Origin of the sequence: Streptomyces sp. MI02-7b (genome assembly GCF_033793585.1) — a bacterium.
GTDB lineage: Bacteria > Actinomycetota > Actinomycetes > Streptomycetales > Streptomycetaceae > Actinacidiphila.
In genome coordinates this window covers 245,588-265,155 of sequence record NZ_JARAWX010000003.1, presented here as the reverse complement: position 1 = coordinate 265,155, position 19,568 = coordinate 245,588, and the positions used below count along the sequence as shown (strand labels likewise).

Annotated in this window: 20 protein-coding genes and 1 riboswitch; of the genes, 9 read left to right on the top strand and 11 right to left on the bottom strand. The window is 74.1% G+C overall.

The window, feature by feature from the left end:
* The first annotated feature begins 123 nt into the window (after positions 1 to 123).
* The 4 genes from PV364_RS05890 (at position 124) to PV364_RS05875 (ending at position 2,941) form a co-directional block, all read left to right on the top strand.
* Positions 124 to 675, top strand: a complete 552-nt coding sequence (locus PV364_RS05890; RefSeq protein WP_319658600.1) for an RNA polymerase sigma factor — start codon at positions 124 to 126, stop codon at positions 673 to 675.
* Positions 672 to 1,412, top strand: coding sequence for a hypothetical protein (locus tag PV364_RS05885; protein WP_319658599.1), 741 nt, complete (start codon positions 672 to 674; stop codon positions 1,410 to 1,412). Before PV364_RS05890 ends, PV364_RS05885 begins: the two co-directional genes overlap by 4 nt.
* 225 nt (positions 1,413 to 1,637) lie before the next feature.
* Positions 1,638 to 2,333 carry a hypothetical protein gene (locus PV364_RS05880; protein WP_319658598.1) on the top strand — a complete coding sequence of 232 codons (696 nt, stop codon included), beginning with the start codon at positions 1,638 to 1,640 and terminating at the stop codon, positions 2,331 to 2,333.
* Positions 2,330 to 2,941, top strand: a complete 612-nt coding sequence (locus tag PV364_RS05875; RefSeq protein WP_319658596.1) for a hypothetical protein — start codon at positions 2,330 to 2,332, stop codon at positions 2,939 to 2,941. Before PV364_RS05880 ends, PV364_RS05875 begins: the two co-directional genes overlap by 4 nt.
* On the opposite strand, the gene PV364_RS05870 is transcribed toward PV364_RS05875, so the two are convergent.
* Entirely contained in the window at positions 2,934 to 4,376 is a 1,443-nt protein-coding gene (locus PV364_RS05870) for a glycine hydroxymethyltransferase (protein WP_319658595.1), read from the bottom strand. The genes PV364_RS05875 and PV364_RS05870 overlap by 8 nt on opposite strands.
* Before the next feature lie 26 nt (positions 4,377 to 4,402).
* Positions 4,403 to 4,489, bottom strand: a riboswitch (ZMP/ZTP riboswitch).
* A gap of 150 nt (positions 4,490 to 4,639) precedes the next feature.
* On the opposite strand from PV364_RS05870, the gene rocD reads away from it, so the two are divergent.
* Complete coding sequence (gene rocD / locus PV364_RS05865) at positions 4,640 to 5,845, top strand: ornithine--oxo-acid transaminase (protein WP_319658594.1); 1,206 nt, start codon at positions 4,640 to 4,642, stop codon at positions 5,843 to 5,845.
* A gap of 24 nt (positions 5,846 to 5,869) precedes the next feature.
* Here rocD and PV364_RS05860 read toward each other — a convergent pair whose 3' ends face one another.
* Entirely contained in the window at positions 5,870 to 6,388 is a 519-nt protein-coding gene (locus PV364_RS05860; protein WP_319658593.1) for a carboxymuconolactone decarboxylase family protein, read from the bottom strand.
* Between the two features lie 50 nt (positions 6,389 to 6,438).
* Here PV364_RS05860 and PV364_RS05855 point away from each other — a divergent pair, with 50 nt between their 5' ends.
* Positions 6,439 to 7,902, top strand: coding sequence for a PLP-dependent aminotransferase family protein (locus tag PV364_RS05855; protein ID WP_319658592.1), 1,464 nt, complete (start codon positions 6,439 to 6,441; stop codon positions 7,900 to 7,902).
* A gap of 68 nt (positions 7,903 to 7,970) precedes the next feature.
* On the opposite strand, the gene PV364_RS05850 is transcribed toward PV364_RS05855, so the two are convergent.
* Entirely contained in the window at positions 7,971 to 8,960 is a 990-nt protein-coding gene (locus tag PV364_RS05850; protein ID WP_319658590.1) for a malate dehydrogenase, read from the bottom strand.
* Between the two features lie 621 nt (positions 8,961 to 9,581).
* Here PV364_RS05850 and PV364_RS05845 point away from each other — a divergent pair.
* Positions 9,582 to 10,346 (top strand): hypothetical protein, encoded by a 765-nt coding sequence (locus PV364_RS05845; RefSeq protein WP_319658589.1) that lies wholly within the window; start codon positions 9,582 to 9,584, stop codon positions 10,344 to 10,346.
* A gap of 37 nt (positions 10,347 to 10,383) precedes the next feature.
* Here the strand turns inward: PV364_RS05845 and PV364_RS05840 are convergent, their stop codons facing one another.
* The 6 genes from PV364_RS05840 to PV364_RS05815 form a co-directional block, all read right to left on the bottom strand.
* Entirely contained in the window at positions 10,384 to 11,271 is an 888-nt protein-coding gene (locus PV364_RS05840; RefSeq protein WP_319658588.1) for a helix-turn-helix domain-containing protein, read from the bottom strand.
* A 61-nt stretch (positions 11,272 to 11,332) separates the two neighbouring features.
* Complete coding sequence (locus PV364_RS05835) at positions 11,333 to 12,232, bottom strand: helix-turn-helix domain-containing protein (protein WP_319658587.1); 900 nt, start codon at positions 12,230 to 12,232, stop codon at positions 11,333 to 11,335.
* A gap of 94 nt (positions 12,233 to 12,326) precedes the next feature.
* The gene (locus PV364_RS05830; RefSeq protein WP_319658586.1) at positions 12,327 to 13,001 is read right to left on the bottom strand and encodes a response regulator transcription factor; all 675 of its coding nucleotides are present in this window, start codon (positions 12,999 to 13,001) and stop codon (positions 12,327 to 12,329) included.
* Positions 12,998 to 14,209, bottom strand: a complete 1,212-nt coding sequence (locus PV364_RS05825) for a sensor histidine kinase (RefSeq protein ID WP_319658584.1) — start codon at positions 14,207 to 14,209, stop codon at positions 12,998 to 13,000. The genes PV364_RS05830 and PV364_RS05825 overlap by 4 nt, the downstream gene beginning before the upstream one ends.
* 232 nt (positions 14,210 to 14,441) lie before the next feature.
* A complete protein-coding gene (locus tag PV364_RS05820) occupies positions 14,442 to 14,963 on the bottom strand; it encodes a DUF3017 domain-containing protein (RefSeq protein WP_415924527.1) in 522 nt (173 codons plus the stop codon).
* Positions 14,960 to 15,814, bottom strand: coding sequence for a bifunctional methylenetetrahydrofolate dehydrogenase/methenyltetrahydrofolate cyclohydrolase (locus PV364_RS05815; protein ID WP_319658582.1), 855 nt, complete (start codon positions 15,812 to 15,814; stop codon positions 14,960 to 14,962). The genes PV364_RS05820 and PV364_RS05815 overlap by 4 nt, the downstream gene beginning before the upstream one ends.
* Positions 15,815 to 15,916: 102 nt before the next feature.
* On the opposite strand from PV364_RS05815, the gene PV364_RS05810 reads away from it, so the two are divergent.
* Positions 15,917 to 16,627 (top strand): RDD family protein, encoded by a 711-nt coding sequence (locus tag PV364_RS05810; protein ID WP_319658581.1) that lies wholly within the window; start codon positions 15,917 to 15,919, stop codon positions 16,625 to 16,627.
* Positions 16,628 to 16,697: 70 nt separating this feature from the next.
* Positions 16,698 to 17,291: a hypothetical protein gene (locus PV364_RS05805; RefSeq protein WP_319658580.1), complete on the top strand. Its 594-nt coding sequence runs from the start codon at positions 16,698 to 16,700 to the stop codon at positions 17,289 to 17,291.
* Between the two features lie 85 nt (positions 17,292 to 17,376).
* Here PV364_RS05805 and purH read toward each other — a convergent pair whose 3' ends face one another.
* Positions 17,377 to 18,930, bottom strand: coding sequence for a bifunctional phosphoribosylaminoimidazolecarboxamide formyltransferase/IMP cyclohydrolase (gene purH / locus PV364_RS05800; RefSeq protein ID WP_319658579.1), 1,554 nt, complete (start codon positions 18,928 to 18,930; stop codon positions 17,377 to 17,379).
* Entirely contained in the window at positions 18,927 to 19,532 is a 606-nt protein-coding gene (gene purN / locus PV364_RS05795; protein WP_319658813.1) for a phosphoribosylglycinamide formyltransferase, read from the bottom strand. Before purN ends, purH begins: the two co-directional genes overlap by 4 nt.
* Positions 19,533 to 19,568: the final 36 nt, after the last annotated feature.

Here is a 19,568-nt window from a genome sequence, read left to right as displayed (position 1 = left end):
GTCCCCGGGGATTGTCCGTCCGCAACGGGAACCCGGCCGCGGGGAGCGGTGTAGAAGGGGTGACGGGGTCGCACGGGGGCGGCCGGGGAGCGAAAGGGGGCCGCCACGGAGGGGGAGGCGGCGGTGATCGCACGCGTACGCGCCGGGGACCGTGAGGCGTACGCGGAGCTGGTGCGCGTCCACGCGGACGTCGCGCACCGCACCGCGGTGCTGCTCGGGGCCGGTGCCGACGCGGAGGACGTGGTGCAGAACTCGTTCGTCAAGGCGTACCGCGCCCTCGGCGGCTTCCGGGAGGGCTCCGCCTTCCGCCCCTGGCTGCTGCGCATCGTCGCCAACGAGGCGCGGAACGCGGCGCGGGCCTCCCGGCGGCTGCGCTCGGCCGTCGAGCGCAACGCCGCGCTGGAAGCCCTGCCCCCGCCGGACCAGGATCCGGAGACCCTGGCGGTGACCCGGGAACGGCACGCGGCGCTGCTGGCCGCGGTCGGCGCCCTCAGCGAGCCGCACCGGCTGGTGGTCACCTGCCGCTATCTGCTCGACTTGGACGAGGAGGAGACGGCCGCGGTGTTGGGCTGGCCGCGCGGCACCGTCAAGTCCCGGCTGCACCGCGCCCTGGCGAGGCTGCGGACCGGACTCGCCGAACCGGTGCCGGCCGCTTGGAACGGGGGGCTGCGATGACCGACCGGCTCCCGGAGGAACTGCGCGAGGCGGGGCGGCGGATGGACATCCCGGCGCCGTCGCCGGACTCGGTGGCCGAGCAGGTGCTGGCCCGGCTGCTCGCCGAGGCCGTGCCCGGTGAGGGGCGCGTGCGGCGCGCCCGGATCGGGCTCGCGGCACGGTGGCGGACCCTGGTGGCGCTGCTGTGCGGGGTACTGGCCGTGCTGGTGCTCACCCCACCGGTGCGGGCCGCGGTCTCGGACTGGTTCGGCTTCGGCGGCGTCGCCGTGCGCCACGACCCCTCGGCGACCCCGGGCGCGGGGAGCCCGCCTCCGGTCCGCGGACACGCACCGTTGGACGGGGCGTTCGTCCCGGCCGCGCTGGGCGAGCCGGACGGGGTCGCGGTGACCGACGGCGGGCGGGTGCTGTCGATGACCTGGCGGCGCGACGGCCGCACGATCCGGCTCGACCAGTTCCGGGCCTCGATCGACGTGGTCTTCCTCAAGACCACCGGCTCCGCGGCCGAATGGGTCGAGGTCGGCGGCGAGTTCGCGATGTGGTTCGCCGAGCCGCACTACGTCCGGCTCGTCGACCCCGACGGACGCACGCGCCGCGAGCCGCCCCGGGCGGCCGGGCCCACCCTGCTCTGGCAGCGCGGCCAGGTGACGCTGCGTCTGGAGGGCGTACCCGACAGGGCGCGAGCGCTCGCGATCGCCGAGTCGGCCCGTCCGCGGGGCGCGGCGAGCCCGTCCGCCTGACCGGCCGGAGGCCACCCGCGCGGCGGCGAGGCTCCTCGGCCCGCGCGGCCAGGTCGGCGGGCCCCGCGGGGACGAAACCGCTCGGCAGCGGTCGCGGTCCTCGCCGGGATCACCGCCCCTCCCGCGGACGGGCCGGGGCCCTTGGCCCCGTGGGGACGCCGTTCGGCGGGAACCCGGCCGGCCCGGGCGGTGTAACAGGGGCAGGACCGAGCGAGAGGGGGACCCATGCGGTTCAGAAGGTTCGTCACCTGGGCGGGAGTCACGGGCGCGGCGCTCGGCGCCCTGCTCACCGGCGCGGGACCGGCCACGGCCGGGGGGCCGACCAGCGTGATGCTGGTCGCGCCGGAGAGCGGCAAGGCCGCGGCGATCTACACCACGTCCCCGGACTACCAGACGCTGGACGCGTCCATCGGGCGGGAGCCCGCCGCCTCCGCTCCGCCGTCCCTGACGGATGTGGAGGCCGGTGGGCAGCGCCAGGTCACCGTCACCTGGCTCGTCCACGACGTGTCGGTCTGGCGTGTGGACTTCGTCTACCCGGACGCCGCCGGGGGTCCCTGGATCCACACCCGCGAGGTGGGGGAGAAGGGTCTGCCGGAACAGGGGGTGTGGCACCACGCCGCCCAGCCGAAGGCCCTGGGCGCGCTGCTCGGGCGCATGGGCCTCCTCGGCCCGGACAAGGGGCTCGGCGTCAGCGCTCCCGACTATCCCTTCGGGGTGGCGCAGGGCTCCTCCCCGGCCGCCTCTTCCCCCGCCCCCGCGGCGGCCGAGGACACCGCAGGCGGCACCGACTGGTGGCTGTCCCTCCCCGGACTGGGCGCCGGCCTCGCCCTCGGCAGCGCCGGCACCCTGCTCGCCTCCCGTCTGATGTCCCGCCGGACACCCCGCGACCCCGGCCCCCGCCAGGAACTGGTCGACGCGTGAGAATCCGCCCGCGCGTACCCCTGGCCACGTTGGCGCTGCTGCTGCCCGCTGTTGTGCTCGGAGCGGGGCCGGCGGCCGCCAAGGTGCCCGGCACCGCGGTGCTGACGTCGGTGGCGACGGGCCGTACGACAGGACTGGACTCCTCGTCGCCCGACCACATGCCGCTCGCCACGGCCCTGGTGCTGAACGACGACAGCGGCACGCCGGACCCGCCCGGACCCATGGCCGACCGGGCCGTCGCGGGCAGTGTGACCGTCCGCTGGCATCTGGAAGCCGGCGGTCCCCTGTTCCAGGTCGACCAGGTGTTCCCCGATACGGGAGACGGCGTATGGGTACGGACGGACTCGGCGCCCTACGTCGCCGACGACGACGTGCTGTGGCATCGCGCGCCCGCGTCCCTCGGCCCGCTGCTCGCCCGCCTGGGGCTGTTCGAGCCCGACGAGCCAGGTGAGTGGCCGAAGCAGGCGGGTACGGCCCCGGCCGGCGGCGAGGGTGCGGCGGAGGCGTGGTGGTGGGCCCTGCCCGGTCTCGCCGCCGGGTCGGTGTCGACGGCGCTCGGCCGACGGTGGTGGTCGCACCGCCGGCCGGACGCCGGCCCGGCTAACTGAGGTCGATCCCCGGGTAGAGCGGGAAGCCGGCCAGCAGGTCGGCGGCGCGCTGCGCGATCTCGTCGGCGACCTTCGCGTCCAGCACGTGCTGCGCCTTGGACGGCTTGCCGGCCGAGGTGACGCCGGCCTCGGTGGTGGTCAGCACGCGGTCGATCAGGCCCGCGATCTCGTCCATCTCGCCCGTGCCGAGGCCGCGGGTGGTGAGCGCCGGGGTGCCGATGCGGATGCCGGAGGTGTACCAGGCGCCGTTCGGGTCCTGGGGGATGGAGTTGCGGTTGGTGACGATGCCGGACTCCAGCAGGGCCGCCTCGGCCTGACGTCCCGTGAGGCCGTAGGAGGACTCGACGTCGATGAGCACCAGGTGGTTGTCCGTGCCCCCGGTGACCAGGGTCGTGCCGCGCCGCAGCAGCCCCTCGGCCAGCGCCTTGGAGTTGTCGACGATGCGCTGCGCGTAGCCGTGGAAGTCGGTGTGGCGGGCCTCGGCCAGGGCCACCGCCTTGGCCGCCATGACGTGCGGCAGCGGGCCGCCGAGCACCATCGGGCAGCCGCGGTCGACCTGTTCGGCCAGCGAGGAGTCGCACAGCACCATGCCGCCGCGCGGGCCGCGCAGCGACTTGTGCGTGGTGGTGGTGACGATGGGCGCGTGCGGGACGGGGTCGAAGTCCCCGGTCAGGACCTTGCCTGCGACCAGGCCCGCGAAATGGGCCATGTCGACCAGCAGGGTGGCGCCGACCTCGTCGGCGATCTCCCGCATGATGCGGAAGTTCACCAGCCGGGGGTAGGCCGAGTAGCCCGCGACGATGATCAGCGGGCGGAACTCGCGGGCCGTGCGGCGCAGCGACTCGTAGTCGAGCAGACCCGTCGCGGGGTCGGTGCCGTAGCTGCGCTGATGGAACATCTTCCCCGAGATGTTCGGACGGAAGCCGTGCGTGAGGTGGCCGCCGGCGTCCAGGGACATGCCCAGCATGCGCTGGTCGCCGAGCTCGTGGCGCAGCCGCTCCCAGTCCGCCTCGGTCAGGTCGTTGACCTGCCGTACCCCGGCCCGCTCCAGCGCCGGTGCCTCCACCCGGTCGGCCAGCACGGCCCAGAAGGCGACCAGGTTGGCGTCGATGCCGGAGTGCGGCTGCACATAGGCGTGCTCGGCGCCGAAGACCGCCCGCGCGTGCTCGGCCGCGACGGCCTCGACGGTGTCGACATTGCGGCACCCGGCGTAGAAGCGGCGCCCGACGGTGCCCTCGGCGTACTTGTCGCTGAACCAGTTGCCCATGGCCAGCAGCACCGCCGGGGAGGCGTAGTTCTCGCTGGCGATGAGCTTGAGCGAGGCCCGCTGGTCCTCGATCTCCTGGCCGATCGCGTCGGCGACGCGCGGCTCGACCCCCCTGATCACGTCAAGGGCACTGCGGAAGGCGGTGGATTCGGTGCGACCACTGGACATGCGGACCTCCTGCGCGGCACGGCATACCGGATGGCCCAGGCGCACGGCACACAGATCACGGGCCGCTCCCCGATGGTCGATCCCATCCCAGCGCGCCAGTCACGGCCCACGGCCAGCGTAGCAACGCGGGGTCGGGACGTCGCCGCGATGTTTTTTCGCATCCCGGGCGAGCGACGATAGGACCAGACGACAGGAACAATGGAAAGGAGCCCCACCGGGCTCCAGCGCCACACCTCCCGACGTACCACGAACGGAGCACTCACGTGTCGACCGCCGCCGAGCACATCGCCGCAACGGAAGCGCACAGCGCGCACAACTACCACCCGCTCCCCGTCGTCGTCGCCTCCGCGGACGGCGCATGGGTGACGGACGTCGAGGGCCGCCGCTACCTCGACATGCTCGCCGGCTACTCGGCGCTCAACTTCGGCCACCGCAATTCCCGCCTGATCGAGGCGGCCAAGGCGCAGCTGGACCGGGTCACGCTCACCTCGCGGGCGTTCCACCACGACCGGTTCGCCCGGTTCTGCACGGAACTCGCCGAGCTGTGCGGCATGGAGATGGTGCTGCCGATGAACACCGGCGCGGAGGCCGTGGAGACCGCGGTCAAGACGGCCCGCAAGTGGGGCTACCGGGTCAAGGGCGTGCCGGACGGCCAGGCGAAGATCATCGTGGCCGCGGACAACTTCCACGGCCGCACGACCACCGTCATCAGCTTCTCCACCGACCCCGAGGCCCGCGCCGACTTCGGCCCGTACACCCCGGGCTTCGAGATCGTGCCGTACGGCGACCTCGCGGCGCTGGAGGCGGCGATCGACGCGAACACGGTGGCCGTGCTGATGGAGCCCATCCAGGGCGAGGCCGGGGTGCTGGTGCCGCCGGCGGGCTACTGGGCGGGAGTCCGGCGGCTGACCTCCGAGCACGGGGTGCTCTTCATCGCCGACGAGATCCAGTCGGGACTGGGCCGTACGGGCAGGACGTTCGCCTCCGAGCACGAGGGCGTCGTCCCCGACATGTACGTCCTGGGCAAGGCCCTGGGCGGCGGCGTCGTGCCGGTCTCGGCGGTCGTGTCGTCCGCGGAGGTGCTGGGGGTGTACCGCCCGGGTGAGCACGGCTCGACCTTCGGCGGCAACCCGCTCGCGTGCGCCGTGGCACTGGAGGTCCTCGCGATGCTCCGCACGGGTGAGTACCAGCAGCGGGCGACCGAGCTCGGCGACCATCTGCACCACGAGCTGGCCCTGCTGGCCGGCGGCGGCGCGGTCACGACGGTGCGCGGCCGCGGCCTGTGGGCCGGGGTGGACATCGCCCCCGGGCACGGCAGCGGCCGCGAGGTCTCCGAGCGGCTGCTGGGGCGGGGTGTCCTGGTCAAGGACACCCACGGCTCCACGATCCGGCTCGCGCCGCCGCTGGTGATCTCCAAGGAGGACCTGGACTGGGGCCTGGACCAGCTGCGGGCCGTACTGTCCGCCTGACGGCGGAGCCCCCGGGGGGTGCGGTCAGATCCCCTCGGGGCGCCGCGCCGGCGACATCCGCGTGGTGATGCCGATGCGGTTCCAGGCGTTGATGGTGATGCACATGGCGATCAGGCGGGGCAGCTCGTCCTCGTCGAAGAGCCGGGCGGCCTCGTCGTACACGTCGTCCGGGACACCGTGCTCGCCGAGGCGGGTCACCGCCTCGGCGAGGGCCAGGGCGGCCCGCTCGCGCGCGGTGAAGAACGGGGTCTCCCGCCACACGGTCAGGCCGTGCACCCTCTGCTCGGACACACCCAGCCTGCGGGCGTCGGCGATGTGCTGGTCGACGCAGTAGGCACAGCCGTTGACCTGCGATGCGCGCGCCTTGACCAGCTCGGCGACCACGGGGTCGAGGCCGTTGCCGGCCGCGGTGTCGAGGGCGATCATCGCCTTGTAGAAGTCGGGGGCGGCCTTGGCCAGCGCCATGCGGGGGGCGGGGGCCGGGACGAGCTCGTCCGGACCCTGGCCGGACGCGGTGTCTGCGGAAGTCGTGGTCGTCGTCATGTCAGCCAAACTACCGACGCAGTGTCCCTGTCCCGTGGTCCACTTGAAGGGTGAACGAGTGGGCCAATTCAGGAGTCGACCTCCATCTCGACCTCGTCGGGGGGACCGGCGCGCGGGCCGGACTGGAGCAGGCGTTGCGGGAGGCCGTGCGCATCGGGCGGCTCGCCCCGGGCACCCGCCTGCCGTCCTCGCGCGTGCTGGCCAAGGACCTCGGCCTCGCCCGCAACACCGTCGCCGAGGCGTACGGGCAGCTCGTCGCCGAGGGCTGGCTGACCGCCCGCCAGGGCTCGGGCACCCGCGTCGCCGACGGCCGGCGCCCGTCCGGGCCGCCCACCCGGCCCGGACGCCTCCAGGCCGCCGCCCCGCGCGGCGCCGCCCCGGAAACCGGGGGCGGTCGCTTCGCCGAGACGGCCGGGGTCCTGCCCGACCGGGAGCGGTTCGCCTACGACCTGCGCCCCGGCTCCCCCGACGTCTCGTCCTTCCCGCGCGCCGCGTGGGGGGCGGCGGCCCGCAGGGCGCTGGCGGCCGCGCCCAACGAGGCCTTCGGCTACACCGACCCGCGCGGCCGGCCCGAACTGCGCGAGGCGCTCGCGGTCTACCTCGGGCGGGTGCGCGGGGTCCGTACCCGGCCCGAACTCCTGATGGTCTGCTCGGGGTTCGTGCAGGCCGCCGGCCTGCTCGGCCGCACGCTGCGGGCCGGCGGGGCGCGCCGCGTCGCCGTCGAGGCGCTCGGCTACCCGCACACCGTGGAGATCCTGCGGTCGGCGCGGCTCACGACCGTCCCGCTGCCGGTCGACGACGACGGCGCCCAGGTCGACGCGCTGGACCAGGACGTGGACGCCGCGCTGCTGACCGCGGCCCACCAGTTCCCGTACGGCAGTCCTCTGTCACCGGAGCGGCGCACCGCCACGGTGGCCTGGGCCCGTGCCACCGGCGCGGTGGTCGTCGAGGACGACTACGACGGGGAGTTCCGCTACGACCGGCAGCCGGTCGGCGCCCTGCAGGGCCTCGCCCCCGAGCACGTCGTCTACGCCGGCACCGCCAGCAAGAGCCTGGCGCCCGGCCTGCGGCTGGCCTGGCTGGCACTGCCGCCCGCCCTCGTCGAACCCCTCCTGGACGAGAAGCGGCTGGCCGACCACCACTCCCCCGTCCTCGATCAGTTGACGCTGGCCGAACTGATCGTCTCCGGCGCGTACGACCGCCATGTCCGCCGGATGCGGCTGCAGTACCGCCGGCGGCGCGACCGGCTCGTCGCGGCACTGGCCGAACGCGCCCCCGCCGTCCGGGTCTCCGGCATCGCCGCGGGACTGCACGCGGTGCTCCGGCTGCCGCCCGGCACGCCCGCCGCGGAGGTCGTCGCCGCGGCCCGCGCCCGGGGCCTGGGGCTGCAGAGCCTGGACGACTTCGGCGGCCGGGACACCGACGCGCTCGTCGTCGGCTACGGCACCCCGCCCGAGCACGCCTTCGCCGGGGCGCTCGACGCGCTGTGCGCGCTGCTGGCCGAGCGGAGCTGACCGCCGGGAACGCCAACGGCCCGCTGCCGGACCCGGGAGGGGTCCGGCAGCGGGCCGTCGCGGACGCGTCAGATCAGGCCGAGGCCGCGGACCGCGTCGCGCTCCTCCTCGAGCTCCTTGACGGAGGCGTCGATGCGGGCGCGGGAGAAGTCGTTGATGTCCAGGCCCTGGACGATCTCGAACTTGCCGTCCTTCGCGGTGACGGGGAAGGAGGAGATCAGGCCCTCCGGCACACCGTAGGAGCCGTCGGAGACGACACCCGCGGACGTCCAGTCGCCCTCGGCGGTGCCGTTGGTCCAGGTGAAGACGTGGTCGATCGCGGCGTTGGCGGCCGAGGCGGCGGAGGACGCGCCACGGGCCTCGATGATGGCCGCACCGCGCTTGGCGACGGTCGGGATGAACTCCTCGGCCAGCCACTTCTCGTCGTTGACGGTCTCGGCGGCGTTCTTGCCGGCGACCTCGGCGTGGAAGACGTCCGGGTACTGGGTGGCGGAGTGGTTGCCCCAGATGGTGAGGCGGCGGATCTCGCTCACCGGCACGCCGGTCTTCTTCGACAGCTGCGAGATCGCGCGGTTGTGGTCCAGGCGGGTCATCGCGGTGAAGCGGTCGGCCGGGACGTCCGGGGCGGAGGACTGCGCGATGAGCGCGTTGGTGTTGGCCGGGTTGCCGACGACCAGGACGCGGATGTCGTCCGCGGCGTGGGCGTTGATGGCCTTGCCCTGCGGGCCGAAGATGCCGCCGTTGGCCTCGAGCAGGTCGCCGCGCTCCATGCCGGCGGTGCGCGGGCGGGCGCCGACCAGCAGGCCGACGTTGGCGCCGTCGAAGGCGACGTTCGGGTCGTCACTGATGTCGATGCCCTGGAGCAGCGGGAACGCGCAGTCGTCCAGCTCCATCGCGGTGCCCTCGGCGGCCTTGAGCGCCGGGGTGATCTCCAGGAGGCGCAGCTTCACCGGGACATCGGGGCCGAGCAGGTGGCCCGACGCGATGCGGAACAGCAGCGCGTAGCCGATCTGTCCGGCCGCTCCGGTTACGGTGACGTTGACGGGAGTGCGAGTCATTGCCTTCTCCTGGCCTTCTGCTGCTGGATCCCATGCCGCCCCGGCAGCGTCCCTTGCTCCCGGAACGGGGATCTCTCGGCGTCAAGAGACCCACGCCAGGCTATACCCGTGCCGTCCCGGCGGCTGCCACACCGGGTGTGGCCCCGGTCACCGCGCCCCCGGCGTCCGGAGCGGCTCCGCGCGGGACGCGGGGGCGGGAGGCGGCGAACACTTGCGGTCCTGCGGACGCGCTCACGTCCGCCCGGGCCGTGACACCGCGCCCCGACCCACCCCCGTGCGGCACGCCCCAGGACCGAGCGGAAGCGACCCCAGCCGGACCGGCCGGCGCGACCACGCCGGGTCCGCGCGGCGGACAACCGACCCGGACCGGTTCGGTGACGCTTCGCTGACCGTCCCTGGGACCGGTGGTGCCGTGCACCCCCACACGCCCGCGGCAGGCGTGGCGCCGCACAGGCGGCAGGGGGGCCGCCCCCGGTTCGGCCGAGCACTGGGCTGCCCGAATTCGCATCTCGACGACCCACCCGGCCAAGGCCGCTTCCGTGGGGCACGTCGCCGAGGCGGTGACCGGGGAGGGTCACCGGGCTCCGGCACTGGTCGCGCGCGGGCCCATAGCCTGGCCGGATGCCCGATGACATCCTCGATCTGTGGCCCCGCGCGCCCGCCTCCGGGACCGACTGGCTCGCCGAACTCTCCCAGGACGACGGCCTCACCGGCTACGAGGCGCCCGGCCGGCCCGACGCCGCCTGGGTGCTCGGCGGCATGTACGAGCGCGGGGAAACAGCGGGGGATTCGGCCAACCACGCCCAAAGCCGGTCCGAGCACCCAGGCCCGGGGTGGGAGCGGCTGCGCTGGACGGAACTGGCCGCCCGCATCGGCGATCCGGTCGTACCGCAGGGCCTGTACCCCTGCTTTCGTTGCTTCCCCTCCGCAAAAGAGGCGGGGATCCAGCCCGGCTCCATCGAATGGCCCGCAGAGGGCAGCCTCGACAGGCCGACATGGAACCAACTGATCCGGTTCCTCACGGCGCACAGCCCCCAGGGGGCAGACACCGACTGCCTGGCGTACTACAACCCGATCATCACGCAGGACTTCGAAAAGGGGCATGTCCGCTCCGGCCGCCTGGGCCACGCCCAGCCCCTTTTCGACAACCCGGACATCCTGTACACCCCGTCCAACCTGTGGGCCGCGGACCGCTCTTGGGTCGTCTGCACCGACTACGACCTCTGGGGCACCAAAGTCTGCGGCCCGCGCCCGCTTATTGAGGCACTGCTCACGGACCCCGAGATCGAAGCCGTCCGCCTGCCCTGGACCACCTGGGGACGTGCCGGGCACCGCGACCCGGTGGACCGTTCCCGCCACGGCACCAGGAACCGCCCTGTCGAGTAACGCACCCGTACGACCACTGGCCAACACGACGCGGGCGTCAGGGAGTGGCCAACGGGGTCGCGCAGCCGTGGAGGCCCGAGGCCAGGGTGGCGCAGGCGCGGACGGCGGCCGGGGCGGGGGCGGCGAGCATGGGGGTGTACGCGGCGGCGGTCCGGCCGATGCGGGTGCGCTGGGCGGGGCCGCTGGCCCCGGCGGGGCCGACCGTGAGGGTGTCGCCCAGGGCGGCGGCGGATATCCGTGCCCAGGCGGCCGCGCAGACCTCGCTGTACCGCGTCTCGACGTAGGCGCCGCCGATCCAGGCCGAGGCCGTCGTCCGCGCGTGCGCCCCACCGCAGCCCATGCCCTCGGGGTCCTCTCCGGTGCAGGTGGCCCCGGTGCACTTGACCCCCGAGGGGAGTTCGGCGGCGCGGGCCGTGCGGGAGGGGTGCGGCGCCCGCGCGTCCGCCGCGCGGCCCGTGCCGCCGCCCCCGCCGCCGAGCAGGCCCACGCCGGCGACCGCCAGCACCACGGCGACCGCACCCGCGGCGAACAGCACCAGGGCCCGCCGGGACCGGCGCGGGGCCGGGGCACTGCCCGGAGGGGGCCCGAACTCGCCGAGCGCGGCCCGTGCTTCGGCGACCCGTCCGGCCTCCATCGTGACGTCGTGCCGGTCCTCGGCCCGGCTCCAGGCCCGTTCGGCGACCTCCCACAGCGTGACGAGGTGCCGCGGGTCGGCGCCGGTCACCTGGGCCAGCGCGACGACGGCGTACCGGGGCGGCAGGAGCCGGGCGGACAGATACCGTTCCCAGGAGCTTCTGCTGTACCCGGTGGCCTCGGCGAGCGCGGCGGCGCTCAGGCCGCCGCGGTCGACCTGCCGCCGCAGATGCTCGGTGAACTCCCGGACGCGTGGGTCGAGATCGTCCGCCAGCGGTCGCCAACGGGTCATGGTGCGGTCCCCCTGCTTGCCTTGCCGAAGTGCGCGTCGTGCTGCGGTGCGGCCCGCCCCGTCACCCGATGCAGATGCCGAGGACGATCAGCCCCAGGCACAACCCGTGGCCGGAACTCGGGCTCGGTGCGGCGGAGGAGGGCGCGGGGGTCTGGGCGGGCGGTGCCGTGGTGGCCTGCGGCGGCGTGGTCGCGCCGCCGCCCGGCGCCGTCGTGCCGTGCCCGCCGCCGGAACCGCCCGTGCCGCCGGCATCACCGGAATCGCCGGAGTCACCCGTGCCGCCCGTGCCGGCCGTCGCCGGGGCGTGGCCGCCCGCGGGGCGCTCGCTCACGTCGTCGACCGGCGCCGCGGGCGTCCCGCCGTCCGGGGTGACGGCCCCGGCCCCGGTGCGCGGGGCACCGGGCCGCGCCGGCGTCCCCTCCCGGGCCGGCGAGGACGTCCCGGAGCGGGTGGTGGCCACGGCCCCGGGAGCGGTGGCGGAAGGTGCGCCGCCGCCCGCCGCGGCCCCCGTGGGGTGCGCCGACAGCGGTGCCTGGGCGCGTGGGGCCCCGTCGGTGGCGATCCCGGCGACGACCAGCAGCCCGAACGCCCCGGCCAGCATCCCGGCACCCACCAGCAGCGCCCTGCGCCGCCGCCGGGCCGCGTGCCGGGGCATGCCCTCGACCGGGGCGAGCGGATCGAGCGGATCGGAGTACTTGAAGCCGGTCATGGTGTCGTTGACCCCGCGGTCGGCCAACTCCCACAGCGCGACGAGCCGTTCGTAGTCCGCGCCGCTCAACTGGCCCAGCACCTCGACCGCGTCGCGCGGCGGCACCCGGACACCGTTGAGGAACTGCTCCCACGCCTCGGTGCTCTGAGCGGTGCGCGCGGCCAGCGCGGGCACGCTCAGCCCGCTGCGGTCCTTCATCCTGCGCAGGTGCACGGCCAGTCGGCGCGCGGCGGCGTCAAGTGTCTCGGGCAATGGTTCCCATCGCGCCACCACGCACCCCCCGGTTCCGTCGGTCAACCCACGGTAGCGACGCACATACGCTCGACGCTTGAAATCCGGAGAATCCTCATCCTCTTCGCGGGGTCACGAGTCCCGTCTCGTACGCCAGCACGACCGCCTGGGCGCGGCTGCCGATCCCCAGCTTGGCCATGGTGCGGTTCAGATGGGTCTTCACGGTCGCCTCGCTGATGAAGAGCCGCTCGGCGATCTCCGCGTTGGACAGCCCCTTGGCGATCATCCGCAGCACCTCCAGCTCGCGTGCGGTCAGCGCCGCGAGTTCGGCGGGGGGCGGACGGCCGGGATCCGAAGTCGGCCGCACCGGCGCGTACGCCTCGATGAGCCGCCGGGTGACGCTCGGCGCGAACAAGGTGTCGCCCCCGGCGACGGCGTGGACGGCGGCGATCAGCCGTTCCGGGCCCGCGTCCTTGAGCAGGAAGCCGGAGGCCCCGGCGCGCAGCGCGGTGTACACGTACTCGTCGAGGTCGAAGGTGGTCAGGATGAGGACGCGCGGTGCCCGCTCGCCGGCCGCGGCCAGGATGCGCTCGGTCGCGGTGACGCCGCTGATGCCGGGCATGCGGATGTCCATCAGGATCACCTCGGGCGCGGTCTCGGCGGCCCGCTCCACGGCCTCCTCGCCGTCGCCGGCCTCCCCGACCACCTCGATCCCGGGGGCGGCGCGCAGCAGCCCCACCAGTCCGGCCCGGATCAGGAACTGGTCGTCGACGACGAGCACCGTGGTCATGCGTCCAATGAATCCCCTCGCCGCGCGGCCCCGCGCGCCGATGTGGGGAGCGTGAGGCGTACCTCGAAACCATCGCCGAGCGGGCCGATGTCCACCGTCCCTCCGTAGAGCCTGGCGCGCTCACGCATGCCGATCAAGCCATGACCGGCTCCCTGGGGGATTGTGTCCGGATCGGAACGACCTGGTGATCCGTGCGGCCCGGCCCCACCGCCGTCGTCGGTGACGGTGACCCGCAGCTGGTGGGGCTCGTACGCCACCAGGACGCGCGCCCGCGCGTGGGGGGCGTGCTTGAGGACGTTGGTCAGCGCCTCCTGCACCACCCGGTAGGCGCACAGGCCCACACCCGGGGCGACCGGGCGCGGCGATCCCTCGATGCGCAGTTCCACCGCCAGTCCGGCGGCGCGCACCCGCTCGATCATCTCGCCCATGCGGGTCACCGAGGGCATCGGGTCGTAGGAGGGCGCACCCCCCTCGGGCTCCCCCGGTCCGGCGCGCAGCACCTTGAGCATGCGGCGCATCTCCTGCAGCGCCTCGCGCGTGGTGTCGGAGATGGTGTCCAGGGCCTTGCGCGCGCTCTCGGGCTCGCTGGCGAAGACGTACGAGGCCATGCCCGCCTGCACCGAGATCACGGACATGTGGTGGGCGACGACGTCGTGCAATTCGCGGGCTATGCGTGCCTGTTCCTCCGCGACCGCCTGCTTGGCCGCGTCCTTCCGCTCCGCGCGCAGCCGCTCGGTGACCTCCCCGAGCCGCTCCGCACGCTGCGCCGACACCCGCGCGGAGTGCCCGAACAGACACATGACCAGTGGGAACACCAGTGCCTGTGCGACCACGGTGGCCATCGAACTCTGCGCGGCCGTCAGCCCCGCGTACACCCACACCCCGCCGGTGAGCGCCGCGCAGCCCAGCGCCAGGCGCGCCGGGCGCACGGTGGCCACCGTGTACAGCGCCATCAGCGGGGCCAGGCTGTTGACGACCGGCCAGTAGCCGGCCGCCACGAAGACCACCCAGGCGACGCAGACGAAGACGCTGACGCCGACCGGGAAGCGGCGCCGGGCCGCGACGGGCAGGTTGACCAGCGCGGTGAGCGCGTAGCCCGCGGCGTCCAGCCGATGCCAGTCCGGCGGTGGCTGTTCGTGTCCCAGCAGCATGCTGGCCGCCGTGAAAGCCACCGCCAGCGCCACGTCCGCCAGCACCTTGTTCCGCACGCGCGAAGCGTAGGCGAGCCGGACCGGACCCGCGTCAGCCCGTCGCCGTACCGCGAAAGTTGTACTCCGGGCGGAAACCTCCACCCAGAACGGGACGCCCCGGCGGGCGGCCTGCCCGTACCGTCATCGCCGGGGAGCCAGAGGGGGGCACCCTACGCGACGGTGTCCCGTCCTCCGACGGGGGGAGGACGGGACACCCAGTGCTGTCGCGGGGCCCATTCGCGCGGTGCGCTCAGCGCACGGAGAAGCGGACCACGTCCTCCAGGAACGGGATCTCCAGCACCGGATGCGGCTGTGCCATCAGCGCCAGCAGCACGATCACGACGCCCAGCAGGCCGTAGGTGATCACGTCCGTGAAGCGGCTGCGCACCGCCAGCATGCCGACCGAGGGCAGCGCCCAGCGCAGCAGCGCGCCCGCGAGCAGCGCCGCGCCGATCAGTACCGTGCCGGCCCGGACGGTGTCGGCGGCGATCAGCACCAGGCCCAGGGCCACCGCCCCGCCGACCCCCAGGATCGGCCACTGACGGGCGGGCGCGGGCGCGTCGCCCGCCGCCGCACGGCCGCCGCCCTCGGGCCGCGCGGTGCCCCGCGTGACGGCCTGGAAGCGGCGGCTCACGCCGGCCTGGTCCTGGTCCCGCTCCTGCTCCTGTGCCGCCTCGGCGGTCTTCGCGGCGGCCGCGGCCACCGGGGTGCCCGCCGCCGCGGTCTCGTCCTCGGTGCCGGTGCCCCTGCCCTGGCCCGGGCCGCCGGTCATGAGAAGCGGCCCTCCGCCGCCTCGACCACGTTCGCCAGCAGCATCGCCCGCGTCATCGGGCCGACGCCGCCCGGGTTCGGGGAGATCCAGCCGGCGACCTCGGCCACGCCCGGGTGGACGTCGCCGACGATCTTCCCGTTCTCGTCCCGGCTCACGCCGACGTCGAGCACCGCGGCGCCCGGCCGCACGTCCTCGGGCTTGACCAGGTGCGGCACACCCGCGGCGGCGACGATGACGTCGGCCTGCCGCAGCTGCGCGGCCAGGTCCCGGGTGCCCGTGTGGCAGAGGGTGACCGTCGCGTTCTCGGACTTGCGGGTCAGCAGCAGGCCGATCGAACGGCCCACCGTCACCCCGCGCCCGACCACGGCCACGTGCGCGCCGTTGATCTCCACGCCGTGCCGGCGCAGGAGTTCGACGATGCCGTTCGGCGTGCACGGCAGCGGGCCGCGCTCGTTGAGGACCAGCCGGCCCAGGTTGGTGGGGTGCAGTCCGTCCGCGTCCTTGGCGGGGTCCATCAGACCGAGGACGCGGTTGGTGTCGATGCCCTTGGGCAGCGGCAGCTGGACGATGTAACCCGTGCACTGCGGGTCCTCGTTGAGCTCGCGCACGACCGCCTCGATGTCCTCCTGGGTTGCCGTCTCCGGCAGTTCCCGCTGGATGGACGCGATGCCGACCTCGGCGCAGTCGCGGTGCTTGCCCGCGACGTACCAGCGGCTGCCCGGGTCGTCGCCGACCAGCAGGGTGCCGAGCCCCGGCGTGACCCCGCGGGCCTTGAGCGCCTGGACGCGTACGGAGAGTTCTGACTTGATCGCGGCAGCAGTGGCCTTGCCATCGAGAATCTGGGCGGTCATACCTCCATCTTCTCAGGTCTCCCCCCGGACGCTGGACAGCGGATGACACCGCCCAGGACGATGTGGGCCGTCCCCACTCACATCAGCGTGAAAGAAGTCACCGTGAGCTACCCGCCCGGTCCCGCAAACCCGTACGGCCAGCAGCCCGTTCCGCCGCAGCAGCCCCAGCCGCAGCAGCCCTACGGGTACCCGCAGCAGCATCCGGCCCAGCCCGGTTACGGCTACCCCCAGCAGCCGCAGCCCCCGTACGGCACGGTCCCGCAGCAGGCCCAGGGCCCGTACGGCTACGGGGGTCACGGCTACCCGGCCGGACCGGTGCCCGGCATGCCGCCGTTCGCGAGCTGGGGGGCGCGGGTCGGCGCGACGCTGCTCGACTTCCTGATCGTGGGCCTGGTCCCGATGATCCTGGTCGGCATCGGGTACGGGCGCTTCGTCGCCGTGGTCGTGGACGCGGTGCAGGCCTGCGACACCGCCAACACCGACGTGTGCCCCAGCCCGCAGATGCCGGGCGGCGCCCTCGCCCTGATCGGGCTCGGCGCGCTGCTGTCCTTCGTCGGCGGCCTCTTCCTCTGCTACCGCGAGGGCAAGACCGGCCAGACGCCGGGCAAGAAGGCCCTCGGCATCAGCGTGCTGCGCGAGGCCGACGGCCGCCCGCTCGGCTTCGGCATGGCCTTCGTGCGCCGACTGTGCCACGGACTGGACGGCGCCGCCTGCTACATCGGCTACCTGTGGCCGCTGTGGGACGACAAGAAGCAGACCTTCGCCGACAAGATCCTCAGCTCCGTGGTCGTCAAGACCCAGTCGCCCCGGTGACGTTCGGCAACAACAATCGCCACAGCAGCAACGCCGACCCCAAGGCCCCGTCCGCGCGAAGGAATCAGAAGTGAGTCATCCGCCCGGCCCCGGCAATCCGTACAACGCGCAGCCCACGCCACCGCGGCAGCCGTACGGCCAACCCCAGCAGCACCCGACCCAGCCCTGGTACGGCTTCCCCCAGCAGCCGCAACAGCACTGGGGCGGGCCGCAGCAACCCCAGCCGCCGTACGGCTGGGCCGGGCAGCCGGGCGGGCCGCAGCCGATGCCGTCGTCGGCGAGGACGGCCCGCGCGATGCTCTATGTGCTGGCCTGCATGTGGACCCTCAGCGGGCTGCTGGTCCTGCTGGTCGGCGTCGTGCTGGCGAACGTCGACGACGACACCGGGCTGGCCGCGAAGTACGGCGGCCTGCTGTGGGTCGCCGGGGTGCTGGCGCTGGCGCTCGCCCTGGTGGCGGTCGGCGTGGCGGCGAAGTACCGGACCGGCGGCAGCGGGACGCGCACGGGCTCCATCGTGATCGGCGCGATGAGCACGCTCGGCCTCGTGAGCAGCCTGGTCACGGGCGCGTTCCTGGCCGTCGTACCGCTGGTGCCGAGCATCCTGCTGATCGTCTTCGCCGCGAAGGCGGAGACCGCGGCATGGTTCGGGCGGCCGCAGTACTGAGGCCGTGAGGCGGGCCGCCCCGGCCCGCGGTGTGCCGAAGGCCCCCGCTGGTGCGGGGGCCTTCGGCACGGCTACGGGTTCCGCGTCAGTGGAAGAAGTGCCGCGTCCCGGTGAGGTACATGGTCACGCCCGCCTGGCGCGCCGCCTCGACGACGGCCTCGTCGCGCACCGAACCGCCCGGCTGCACCACGGCCTTGACCCCTGCGGCGGTCAGCACCTCCAGCCCGTCGGGGAACGGGAAGAAGGCGTCGGACGCCGCGTAGGAGCCGGCCGCGCGCTCCTCGCCGGCCCGCTGGACGGCGAGTTTGGCGGAGTCGACCCGGTTGACCTGGCCCATGCCGACGCCGACCGTCGCGCCGTCCTTGGCCAGCAGGATGGCGTTGGACTTCACGGCCCGGCAGGCCCGCCACGCGAAGGCGAGCTCGGCCAGCTCCGCTTCGGCCAGCGGCTCTCCGGTCGCCAGGGTCCAGGTGGCCGGGTCGTCTCCGGTGGCCTGGAGACGGTCCTTCTCCTGCAGCAGCAGCCCGCCCTCGACCGGGCGGAACTCCGTCTGCGCGACGGGCGCCTCGGGGCAGCGCAGCACGCGGATGTTCTTCTTGCGGGCCAGGACCTCGACCGCGCCCTCCTCGAAGTCCGGCGCCACGATGACCTCGGTGAAGATCTCGGCGACCTGCTCGGCCATGGCCGCGCTCACCGGCCGGTTGACGGCGATGACACCGCCGAACGCCGACAGCGGGTCGCAGGCGTGCGCCTTGCGGTGCGCCTCGGCGACGTCGTCGCCCACCGCGATGCCGCAGGGGTTGGCGTGCTTGATGATCGCGACGCAGGGCTCTTCGTGGTCGTACGCCGCCCGGCGCGCGGCCTCGGTGTCGACGTAGTTGTTGTAGGACATCTCCTTGCCGTGCAGCTGCTCGGCGTTGGCGAGGCCCGGACCGCCGTCGGTGTACAGGGCGGCGGCCTGGTGCGGGTTCTCGCCGTAGCGCAGCACGTTCTTGCGCTCGTAGGTGGCGCCCAGGAAGTCCGGGAACGGGCTGTCGTCGGCCGGCGCGTAGGAGTCCGCGAACCAGCTCGCGACCGCGACGTCGTACGCGGCGGTGTGCTGGAAGGCCTCGGCGGCCAGGCGCTTGCGCGTGGGGAGGTCGAAACCGCCCTCGCGCACGGCGCCGAGCACGTCCGCGTACCGCTCGGGGCTGGTCACGACCGCCACGGACGGGTGGTTCTTGGCGGCGGCGCGCACCATCGACGGGCCGCCGATGTCGATCTGCTCGACGCACTCGTCGTCCGAGGCGCCGGACGCGACGGTCTCACGGAACGGGTAGAGGTTGACCACGACCAGGTCGAAGGGCTCGACGCCCAGTTCCTCCAGCTGCCGGCGGTGGTCCTCCAGCCGCAGGTCGGCGAGGATGCCCGCGTGCACCTTCGGGTGCAGGGTCTTCACCCGGCCGTCCAGGCACTCGGGGAAACCGGTCAGCTCCTCCACCTTCGTCACCGGCACCCCGGCGGCGGCGATCCGCCCGGCCGTCGAGCCGGTGGAGACCAGCTGGACGCCCGCCTCGTGCAGGCCGCGGGCCAGCTCCTCCAGACCGGTCTTGTCGTAGACGCTGACCAGCGCGCGCCGGATCTCCCGCTTGGTACTCACGGCAACAGAACCTTTCGTCCCTCAATGCGATACCCGTCGCGGGACAACCGCCCCACGACGTCGACGAGCAGCCTTCGCTCGACTTCCTTGATGCGCTCGTGGAGAGCTTCCTCCGTGTCGTCCTCCCGGACCTCGACCACGCCCTGGGCGATGATCGGGCCGGTGTCGACGCCGTCGTCGACGAAGTGGACGGTGCAGCCGGTGACCTTCGCGCCGTACGCGAGGGCGTCGCGCACCCCGTGCGCGCCCGGGAAACTGGGCAGCAGCGCCGGATGGGTGTTGACCACACGGCCGCCGAACCGGGCCAGGAACTCCTTGCCCACGATCTTCATGAAACCGGCCGAGACGACCAGGTCGGGCTCGTACGCCGCGACCGCCCCGGCCAGCGCCGCGTCCCACGCCTCGCGGTCGCCGTGGTCCTTCACCCGGCACACGAACGTCGGCACCCCGGCCCGCTCCGCGCGCTCCAGTCCCGCGATGCCGGAGCGGTCCGCGCCCACGGCGACGACGTGCGCCCCGGCATCCAGCAGCGCCTGCAGGTTCGTACCGGAACCGGAGACGAGCACGACGAGTCGGGCGGGGCGGGAAAGGGGCGGAAACACTGCGGCCACTGCGGCTCAACTCTCGGGTCCGGCGCT